The organism is Rossellomorea marisflavi, assembly GCF_022170785.1.
In the GTDB taxonomy this organism is placed as follows: domain Bacteria; phylum Bacillota; class Bacilli; order Bacillales; family Bacillaceae_B; genus Rossellomorea; species Rossellomorea marisflavi_B.
Window position 1 is genome coordinate 3,618,200 of the sequence record NZ_CP081870.1, and the last position, 10,308, is coordinate 3,628,507.

General features: G+C 45.7%; 8 protein-coding genes. 2 read left to right on the top strand and 6 right to left on the bottom strand.

Annotated elements, in window-relative coordinates; translation table 11 throughout:
• Positions 1 to 28: 28 nt before the first annotated feature.
• The 6 genes from K6T23_RS18895 to K6T23_RS18920 all read right to left on the bottom strand — a co-directional run bounded on the left by K6T23_RS18895 (position 29) and on the right by K6T23_RS18920 (position 7,187).
• Positions 29 to 928, bottom strand: coding sequence for a helix-turn-helix transcriptional regulator (locus K6T23_RS18895; RefSeq protein WP_238282617.1), 900 nt, complete (start codon positions 926 to 928; stop codon positions 29 to 31).
• Between the two features lie 9 nt (positions 929 to 937).
• Positions 938 to 1,831 (bottom strand): helix-turn-helix domain-containing protein, encoded by an 894-nt coding sequence (locus K6T23_RS18900; RefSeq protein ID WP_238282619.1) that lies wholly within the window; start codon positions 1,829 to 1,831, stop codon positions 938 to 940.
• Positions 1,832 to 1,852: 21 nt separating this feature from the next.
• Complete coding sequence (locus K6T23_RS18905) at positions 1,853 to 2,761, bottom strand: helix-turn-helix domain-containing protein (RefSeq protein ID WP_238282621.1); 909 nt, start codon at positions 2,759 to 2,761, stop codon at positions 1,853 to 1,855.
• Positions 2,762 to 3,634: 873 nt separating this feature from the next.
• Complete coding sequence (gene gloA2 / locus K6T23_RS18910) at positions 3,635 to 4,021, bottom strand: SMU1112c/YaeR family gloxylase I-like metalloprotein (RefSeq protein ID WP_238282622.1); 387 nt, start codon at positions 4,019 to 4,021, stop codon at positions 3,635 to 3,637.
• A 52-nt stretch (positions 4,022 to 4,073) separates the two neighbouring features.
• On the bottom strand, positions 4,074 to 5,000 hold the full coding sequence (locus tag K6T23_RS18915) for a manganese-dependent inorganic pyrophosphatase (protein ID WP_238282624.1): 927 nt from the start codon (positions 4,998 to 5,000) through the stop codon (positions 4,074 to 4,076).
• A gap of 183 nt (positions 5,001 to 5,183) precedes the next feature.
• Positions 5,184 to 7,187: a penicillin-binding transpeptidase domain-containing protein gene (locus K6T23_RS18920; RefSeq protein ID WP_238282626.1), complete on the bottom strand. Its 2,004-nt coding sequence runs from the start codon at positions 7,185 to 7,187 to the stop codon at positions 5,184 to 5,186.
• 235 nt (positions 7,188 to 7,422) lie between these two features.
• On the opposite strand from K6T23_RS18920, the gene trhO reads away from it, so the two are divergent.
• Positions 7,423 to 8,388 (top strand): oxygen-dependent tRNA uridine(34) hydroxylase TrhO, encoded by a 966-nt coding sequence (gene trhO, locus K6T23_RS18925; protein ID WP_056540194.1) that lies wholly within the window; start codon positions 7,423 to 7,425, stop codon positions 8,386 to 8,388.
• A gap of 783 nt (positions 8,389 to 9,171) precedes the next feature.
• Entirely contained in the window at positions 9,172 to 10,290 is a 1,119-nt protein-coding gene (locus tag K6T23_RS18930) for an NADH-dependent flavin oxidoreductase (protein ID WP_238282628.1), read from the top strand.
• The last annotated feature ends 18 nt before the right edge of the window (positions 10,291 to 10,308 follow it).

The following is a 10,308-nucleotide window of genomic DNA, read 5'->3' on the forward strand; positions in this document are numbered from 1 at the left end:
AACTCACACTTAGATATGAACCTTGATCTTATTGCTTCTTTAAAGCCTCCAAATAGCCTGCCCTTTTGTCAGTAAGGAATCCATTATTCACCGGATGTTCGGGTGTCAAAGCATATAGAAGGATGCAGTAGTCCAGATATTCCAAGGCCTTTTCATAGTCACCCAAAAGTTCGTAATTATACCCGATTTGATAATGAAGCCCCGCCAGGAGATAAAGTTCCTCACTCTCGATGCACCAATCGATTCCTTCGTTTGATAACGCAGTGGACTCTTCCAGGTTACCCAGCCTCGTGTGCGCTCTCGCAAGATTATAATACAGTCTCGTTTTAATCGACTTATCATTGAGAGCTCTATTGGTACCGTCCAGGATTTTTTGAATCTTGTCATATTCTTCAATGACAGCTTCGTAATTCCCGAGGGAAAACTCATAAATGCCAATGGTTAGCATCATTTCAATTTCAAGCTCAGTGGTTGCCCTTTTTTTGTTTGGAAATAGCGCAAACGCTTCTTCTAATATGGAAACAGCCTGTTGATGATCATTCTTCACTTCAGAATAATAAATGCTCTTATGCCAATATAAAAACTGGAGATTTTTCGGATCATTATAAAATAACGGATTTCTTTCCTCTATAGAAACAATGTTCATCATCTCTTCAAACTCATTTAAAATCCGTAGCTTCCTCACTTGTTTCTCTACTTCGGTAATATAATCCAGCCTTGGAGTCGAACCGATATGAAAGAAGTAGTTCACATCAACTCCGAGTTTCTTCGCAATTTGATACAAGCTTGATGCATTGGGATCCAACTCCCCTTTTTCAATCAGACTGATTGATGCTTGTGTACAGATTCCCTCTGCTAGTTCACCTTGGGTGAGATTCATTTCTCCCCGAAGTTCACTGATCTTTTTTCCAATTTCGGAAAGTTTCATGCTCAGCACCTACCTTTGTGATTGGGCTACCCTTACTGCTTCTATCTTTTTATCGATAAAGTCAACGAAGCGGGCATTCTTTTGGATCTGGAAGTAGTCTCTTCCCTTCTGAAAATATGAGAGTGCCTCTTCGTCATTACCTTTCAACTCAAAGTTGTATCCAATTTGATAGTTTAATTGAGCAATTCCATATAATCGTTCTTCACTGATGGTCCATTTTAGCCCTTCCTTGCAATACTTGATCGATTCATCATAATCCCCAAGACGAGTAATGATTCTAGCAGTATGGTAGTAAAGCCTTGTTTTAATAGACTTATCCTGCAGATAAGGATTTTGATCTACTGCTTCCTGAGCTTTCCCATAAGCAGCTAACGCCTCATCATATCTTTCCAGAAGGGCTAACATATTACCCAGTGTAATTTGAAGACGCATTTCCCTCTCTGTCATGGCCCTCTTAGGATCCTCTGTCAGTTTGATCGCATCCAACACCATATCCACTGCTTTTTCTTTATTTCTCTCCACTTCACTTACATAGATGGCTTTATTCCAATCCAACAGCTGTTTATTTTCCTTATTGTTCATAAACAACGGATTTTGTTCTTCCTTCTCAATCAGCTTGATCATGTCGTCATATTGTAAATTGAATCGATAAGTGTGAAATAGGCGCTCAACATTTTTGATATAGTCATGTCGTTCAGTCGACCCAATTTCAAAAAAGTAATTCACATCTACCCCAAGTCTTTGGGAGATACGATAAAGAACCGTGGCGCTGGGGTAAATGTCTCCCTTTTCTATTCGGCTGATCAAGGCCTGGGTGCAGATTCCTTCTGCCAACTCACCTTGAGTGATCCCAATTGCTTTCCTGAGTTCTTTAATCTTCTTACCAATAACAGAGTAGTCCATGTCCTACCACCTTTCTACGTTCTAATTATCCATACCCATTGTTTCAGCAAGCTTTTCTTCTACTTCCGCTATCTTTCCATCAATGAAGTCGACAAACTTGGTATTCTTCTGAATATGGAAGTAATTCCTGCCCTTTTGAAAATAGGGAAGCGATTCTTCCAGTTCACCTTTCATTTCGAGGTTAAATCCAATCTGATAGAATAGGTCGGCTATTCCAAACAGTCGTTCTTCACCGATGGTCCATTTTAGTCCTTTGCGGCAATAACGTATGGATTCATCATACTTGCCTAGGCGTGTGAGGATCCTTGCTGTATGATAATAAATCCTTGTTTGAATAGATTTGTCGTGGAGGTAAGGGCTTGGCCCCAACGCTTTTTGGACTCTCTCATATACCTCCAGTGCTTCTTCGTATTTTTCTTGAAGAGATAGAAAATTCCCTAAAGAAATTTGAAGCCGCATCTCCCTCTCCGACATCGCCCTCTTCGGGTCAGCCGTCAGCTGGTAGGCATCCAGCAATACGCTGATGGCCCTGTCTTTGTCGTTTTCGACTTCTGCTATGTAGATGGCCTTATTCCATTCGAGGAGCTGCTTGTTTTCTTTGTGATTGATGAAAATTGGATTTTTTTCTTCTTTTCGCACGAGTTCGATCAGTTCGTCGTACTGCAGTTTGAATCGGTAGTTATTCAGTAATCGTTCCACGTTTTTAATGTAATCAAAACGCTCGGTGGATCCGATTTCGAAGAAGTAGTTCACATCCACCCCAAGCTTCTGGGAAATACGGTAAAGGACCGTGGCACTGGGGTAGATATCCCCTTTCTCCATGCGGCTGACCAATGCCTGAGTACAGATCCCATCAGCCAATTCCCCTTGGGTGATGCCGATGGCTTTTCTCAATTCCCTTATCTTTTTTCCTATAATTGAATAGTCCATTCTAATCCACCCCTGCTGTAGATATGTTCGTCTCGATCATTGGTTTGCACAATGAGCAAATATTAATATTCTTATAGATTCTGAGATTTCCGCAATTCCCTACAATATTGACCTTCTAAGCCGGTCAAGGTAAGACGCGAGCGGAATTACATGTACTTTTTGAATATGGTTTAATGAATTCAACGACAAATTACAATACCTTTGGACGACGCTCTTGCTTAGGGGGCGTCCTTTTTTTATGTAGTAGAAAATATTAATATCCTTATAATTTCTGAGAAATTCTCGCTTTCATCATCAAATACTGAAAGTCCTGACCTGCCGTGTGTCGAGAAGAGGAATTCATTGAATTCACGGATATGGTTTAATGAATCCAACGACAAATTACAATACCTTTGGACGACGCTCTTGCTTAGGGGGCGTCCTTTTTTTATGTAAAAGAAAATATTAATATCCTTATAACTTCTACGAAATGCACGCTTTCACCATGAAATACTGAAGGTTCTGACCTGCCGTGTGTCGAGAGGGGGAATTCATCGAATTCACGGATATGGTTTAATGAATCCAACGACAAATTACAATACCTTTGGACGACGCTCTTGCTTAGGGGGCGTCCTTTTTTTATGTAGTAAAAATATTAATATCCTTATATTCTTTTAGGAATAAAGGCTTTTATTCCGCAATAGACGTTTTATCCCTCAGGCATTCCTTCACAGCACGATTCCATCCATTTTCGATCTATGGTTAAATAGACCCAACGACAAATTTCAATACCTGTGGATGACGCTCTTGCTTAGGGAGCGTCTTTTTTTATTCTTTTATACGTGCGAAGCAGCCGGCGGTTTCAGCCTGAGTCAATTTGGTATGCGTTTTGACTCAGATTTCATACAATTCCAATGGGAGACCGTCGGGGTCAGAAAAGAACGTGAATCGTTTGGACGTATAGGGATCGATGCGTATTTCCTCGACCTGGATACCCGATTGATGAAGTTCAGCCACTGCTTTTTCTATATTCTTCACCTCAAAAGCCAGATGCCTTAGTCCCCTGGCTTCCGGATAGCTGGGGCGTTCCGGAGCTTCAGGGAAAGAGAATAGTTCGATGAGGTAGGTGTCGTTCAGGGCAAGGTCGAGCTTGTACGAGTCCCGGTCTTCCCGGTAGACTTCCCTGATGATTGTGAAACCGAGGATATCGGTGTAGAAGGCCTTTGATGCTTCATAGTCTGAACAGATGATGGCAATGTGGTGGACAGCCTGTAGTTGCATATGTCTCCTCCATGTAAAAAAGGAGCAGCTTGGTTCAGCTGCTCCTTGATGATTATTTGATGGATTCGGTCAGGACCGGTACGATTTGTTTCTTACGTGAAACGACGCCTTTAAGAAGCGCACGGTTGTTCTCAAGCTTCACGTTGAAGGCTTTCTCGACTTCTCCTGCCTTGCTTCCAAGGGCAAGGGCCGTCGAGTCGTTCTCAAGGATGTCAGTGACAACAAGGAGGAACAGGTCCAAGCCTTTTTGTTTGATGAGGGTTTCCATGGCTGCCTCTACTTCCGCTTGGCGGCCGAAAACATCATTCAAGTCGACGACATTGATCTGAGCCACTTCAACTTTTGCAGTCCCCATGGAGAATTCCTTGGCATCAAGGGTCACAAGCTCGGCAACCGTCTTCGTGCTCATATTGGCTCCTGCTTTCAGCATTTCAAGACCATATACCTGTGGATCAACACCAGCGATGTCAGCGAGTTCCTTTGCTGCAGCTACGTCTTCATCCGTGCAGGTCGGCGATTTGAACAGGAGTGAATCAGAGATGATGGCAGACAGCATGAGGCCGGCCATTTCCTTCGTCACTTCCACGCCTTTCTCTTTGTACATTTTGTTCAGGATCGTCGCCGTGCAGCCAACCGGCTCGGCGCGGTAGTACAACGGGTCAGCCGTTTCAAAGTTGGCGATACGGTGGTGATCGATGACTTCGAGTACGCGTACGTCTTCGATGTCTACGGCGCTTTGCTGGCGTTCGTTATGATCGACCAGGATGACCGTGTCGGCTTCAGGTGCGACCTTCTCCACAAGGCGTGGTGCCTCCACATTGAAGTGGTCCAGTGCATATTGGGTTTCCCCGTTCACGTCACCGAGGCGTACCGCTTCCACTTCTGCTCCCAACTTCGTCTTCAAGTCTGCATAGACAAGGGCGGATGTAATCGTATCAGTATCGGGATTCTTGTGTCCGAAAATAAGTGTTTTACTCATGATCATACTCCTTTTATGTAAAGTTTGGTGATTTCCTCTTATTCATTTTCTTATATTACCATATTTGATCGCAAAACCGAACGGAGATCCGACGAATTTTTCATGGAAAAATGCCACGTTATAGGGAATTGGAACCCTATCTGATTCAAAAGAAGCCCGCCGGGAACACCGGCAGGCTTTCGTTTATTTCAAGCTATCATAGAACTTCTTCGTCACCTGGACGGTATGGGTGCTTCCCCCGTTGTCCTGGACATTTTCCAGGAGCATGGCGAGGACCATATCGGGATTGTTCTGGTCATAGGAGACAAATAATCCATTCTCTCTTCCTTTTGACCCCTGTTCCGATTTGATTTCAGCTGTTCCGGTCTTGCCGGCAATGGCTTTCCCTTCAGAGTTCGCTTTCGTGGCGATCCCTTCTGATACAACCTTCCTCAAATCCGTTTGCAGCATGTTTGCTTGTTCCTTTGTTACGACTTCCTTCTTCCACACCTTCGGCTCCTGATCGAGAACGAGCTGTGGCTCCATCATGTTCCCGTCATTGATGATGCCCCCGTAGGCACTGGCAAGATGGACGATATTCATGAGCACCTGGCCCTGTCCGAAGGCTGAATCGGCGAGCTGGACTTCTTTCTCGATCTTTCCGTCATTGGACACTTGGGAGTTATAGAGCGGATACTCAAACGGGATATCCTCTCCGAATCCGAAGTTTTCTTTCAGACCCTTCACGAAGGTATCTGCCCCCATATCGAGGCCGACACGGGCAAAATAGATATTATCGGAGAATTTCAGGCCGCTTTCGAGATCCACCGAGCTATCGTTATCGTATACGCGGACGACCTTGTAGTTCCCCCATGATTCATCCTTCTTCCATGTCTTCCCTTTGATGTCATACGTTTTATTCGGATCGAGCTTGCCGGATTTCAATCCGACGGACGCGGTGATCCCTTTCATCGTGGATCCAGGTGAGTAGGTGATCTGGAAGCGATTCTCGAGGGACTTATCCGGATCTTCCGAAAGCTCTTTGTAACGGTCCGAAGATATACCGAGAATCATTTCATTCGGGTCGAAGGACGGTGTGCTGACCAATGCCAAGGCTTCCCCGGTCTTCGGGTTCATGGCTGCCGCCGTGCCCGGTTCCTTCTTCATCTGGGCGTAGATTTTCTTCTGCAACTCTGCATCGATGGTCAGCTTGACGTTCTTCCCGTTCTCCACTTCCTGCTCAGCGACGGTCACCTCATCGCCATTTTCCTTCGTGAGGAAAAGGCGCTGACCGTCTTTCCCGCGTAGCTTGTCCTCAAATACTTCTTCTGTTCCGCTTACCCCGATGAGGGAATTGGCTGTATAGCCCTTATCCTTCACCTTCTCGAGCTTCTCTGCTGTCAGCTTCCCGATATAACCCGTCAAGTGAGCCGTCGCTTCACCGAAGGGATACTCCCTTGCTTTCACCCGCTTGGAATAAAGTCCATCAAGATCGATGACCTCCAGAGCAAGGGGACGCTCGGAAAGAGGGAGTTTTTTGATCGGAACAAAATACTCCGGCTGTACCCAGCTTTGATCGAGTTCTTTTTTAATCGCCTCTTCCGACGTATCAAGGAGATCGGCGACCTTCTTCAGATTGCTTTCGTCAAATTCACCGGGTACGATCCCGATTTGGAACGCTTCACCGTTCACGGCAAGGGGCTGATCATTGCGGTCGTAGATTTCCCCGCGCTGAGCGGTGATCGTGTCAATCCCGACCTTATCCCCATCCTCCAGTTCAGGCAGGATAAAGGAAGGATTCCAGTTGACGTACCAATCCTCTTTATCATCCCGTTCTTCTTTTGTAAGCTTCACTTTTTGATCGTACTTCACTTCTCCAGCAGATGTGTTGAAGCTGATGGTGACGGGGAACTCTGCTTCCTTCTTCTTATCCCAGTCGGTATCATCTTTCGGTTCTTTGAATGATACCTTCAAATCCGATATACCGGCGTCTTCATAAATTTTCTTATACCGGTCGACAAAATCCTTCTTTTTATACGAGTCCTTTGTCTCGGTACTCAAGTAGCTACCGTACATGTCATCAAACGTCTGTTTATTCCACAATTTCACATAATCCTTCAGGCGATCATCGGGCTTCGATTGCTCCTGGCACCCCGCCAGTACAAGTCCGAATATCAATAGGAAACAAAGTATGAGTATCTTGCGCATGAAATCGTCATCCCCTAATGTAGAATTTTCCTCTACGTTCATTCTTTCAAAAAGACAGACAAGTTTCAATACAAAGTCACCGAACTGTACCATTAAAATCCACCGTTTCCTGACGATTCTCTTCAATGGATGATGCATTTTATAAAAAATTTGTTATAATAGACAATCGTAAGAGTAATAAGGAAGAAATCCTAAGATTATATCTTGCAAATATTAATCGACAGGTGGAATAAAAATGAACGACTATCGTGTTTTACTGTATTACAACTATACTCAGGTAGAAGATGCAGAGGCATACGCTCCTCAGCACAAAGCCAAATGTGAAGAAATCGGACTGCTCGGACGCATCCTGATTTCAGAAGAAGGAATCAACGGAACATGCTCCGGTACAGTTGAACAGACTGACGCCTATATGGAGTACATGAAAAACGATCCCCGTTTCAAAGATACGGTCTTCAAGATTGAAGAAACAGACGGCCACGCGTTCAAGAAATTGAAAGTGAAATACCGTAAAGAACTTGTTACCCTTCGCCTTGAAGATGATGTAGATCCGAATAAACTTACCGGCCAGTACCTTGAGCCGAAAGAATTCTACGAACAAATCCAGCGTGAAGACACCATCGTCCTCGACGCACGGAATGACTATGAATATGACCTTGGACATTTCAGAGGCGCAATCCGCCCGGATATCCGCAACTTCCGCGATCTTCCGCAATGGATCCGCGATAACAAAGAAAAGTTCATGGATAAAAAGATCATCACCTATTGCACAGGCGGAATCCGCTGTGAGAAATTCTCCGGATGGCTTCTAAAAGAAGGATTCGAAGACGTTGCACAGCTTCACGGAGGCATCGTGACATACGGTCAGGATCCAGAAGTGCAGGGTGACCTATGGGACGGCCAGCTTTACGTATTCGATGAGCGTATCTCCGTACCGGTCAACCGCAAAGAGCACGTGGTCATCGCCCGCGACTTCTACGACGGAGAACCATGTGAACGCTACGTCAACTGTGCGTACCCGCCATGTAACCAAAAAATTATCTGCTCTGAAGAAAATGAGCACAAATATATGAGAAGCTGCTCTCACGAATGCCGCACACATCCTGAAAACCGTTATGTACAAGAATTCGGTATGACAGAAGAAGAAGTGGCAGAACGCCTCGCTGTTATCGAGCGTGAGAAAGAAACAGCTGCAATCTAAATGGAATGACGAACAAGCTGCCGAATGCCGGTAGCTTGTTTTTTTGTGTTCATCTACTTTGGTAAACACTAGGACTGTTATTTTTATGAGTGAGCGGTTTGTATTTAGTCCGTTCCTTTTCGCTACACTCTGTGGTTTTAGTCAAGGTGATATTCGATCTGACTATAGAGTCATTCAGTTGAACTTTAGCCTGACCTGATAAACAGGATCGCTACCTCTACTTACCATCATAATGAAGTGATCTTTCCCATTAACATTAGCTATCACGCCTTAATAAGCACACAGTGCAGAAGAGGACGACCGACTCCCGCGGGAATAATGGGCAGGCGAGACCATGCAAGCGCAGCTGAAGCGGCTCACCGTCCACCCCGCAGGAAAGCGGACGGCCGCAGCGAAACGGAACGCCCCTTCTCCCCTCCAAACCTAATAAAAAGGTGGATATCAGACAGCAATCACCCATCCAAATCTACACAGTGCAGTGCAGCGGAGGCCACCCGACTCCTATGGGAATAGCGGGCAGGGTGAGACCCTGCAGGCGCAGCCGAAGCGGCTCACCGCACGCCCCATGGAAAGCGGACGGCCGTAGCGAAACGGAACGCCCCTTCTCCCCTCCAAACCTAATGAGAAGGTAGGTTACAAATATCCAGGTCTAATCAAAAAGACAACCCGCCTATTCCCCTACAACACAAAACCTTCCAACCACTAACCCAAGCAGATTATTAGTCAAACACCCCGTCCATCCACTATGATTAGTCCCGTACCAAATGAAGGAGGCAAAACCACATGAACGAAAAATTCAAAGAACTGCTATCTCCATATACATTCAAAAACGGAATCGAACTCAAAAACCGCGTGATCATGGCGCCAATGACGAACTTCTCTTCCGATGATAACGGCAACGTGACAGATGCAGAAGTCGACTATTACGCCCGCCGCTCACAAGGCGTCAGCATGGTCATCACAGCCTGCACCAATGTAACACCGAACGGAAAAGGGTTCCCAGGCGAATTCGCCGGTCATTCAGATGACATGATCCCAAGCCTTGAGCGTCTTGCTAAAGGCATCAAGGAACAAGGCGCCAAAGCCATCCTGCAAATCTTCCACGGCGGCATTCAATGTCCACCGGAACTTGTTGACGGCGACGTCGTGAGTGCCAGTGACATCACAGGCGAAAAAGGCGAGAAAAAAGCCCGCGGTCTATCTCAAGGTGAAATCGAAGAAATCATCGAAGCATTCGGTGAAACAACACGCCGTGCCATTGAAGCCGGATACGACGGAGTCGAAATCCACGGTGCGAACGGATACCTTCTTCACCAGTTCTTCTCTCCGATGACAAATCAGCGTGAAGATCAATTTGGTGGAAGCCTTGAAAACCGCATGGCATTCCCCCTTGCAGTCGTAGATAAAATCAAGAGTATCGTGGATGAGCATGCCACTTCTCCATTCCTTGTCGGCTACCGCTTCTCTCCTGAAGAACCTGAAGAGAACGGCTTCACCATGGGTGAAACCTTGAAGCTTGTCGATGCCCTGGCGGATAAAGAGCTTGATTATCTCCACGTATCACTCTTCGACTTCTTCTCTACGCCGCGCAGCGGAGTGGATGATCTTGAGAAAACTCGGATCGACTACCTGCTTGAAACCATCGGTGACCGTGCGCCCCTTATCGGCGTAGGTTCCATCTATTCAGCAGAGGATGCGTATAAAGCGTTCCAGACCGATGTACCGCTTCTAGCGATCGGACGCGAGCTCATCATCGATCCTGACTGGGTTCAAAAGATCGAAGAAGGTCGCGAGAATGAGATCATCACGGAAATCGATAAAGAAAAACAAAAAGAACTCGTCATCCCGGATCCACTCTGGAATGCCGTCTTGAATACTCCAGGCTGGTTCCCTGGCGTTTAATACGCTATTCATACAAAA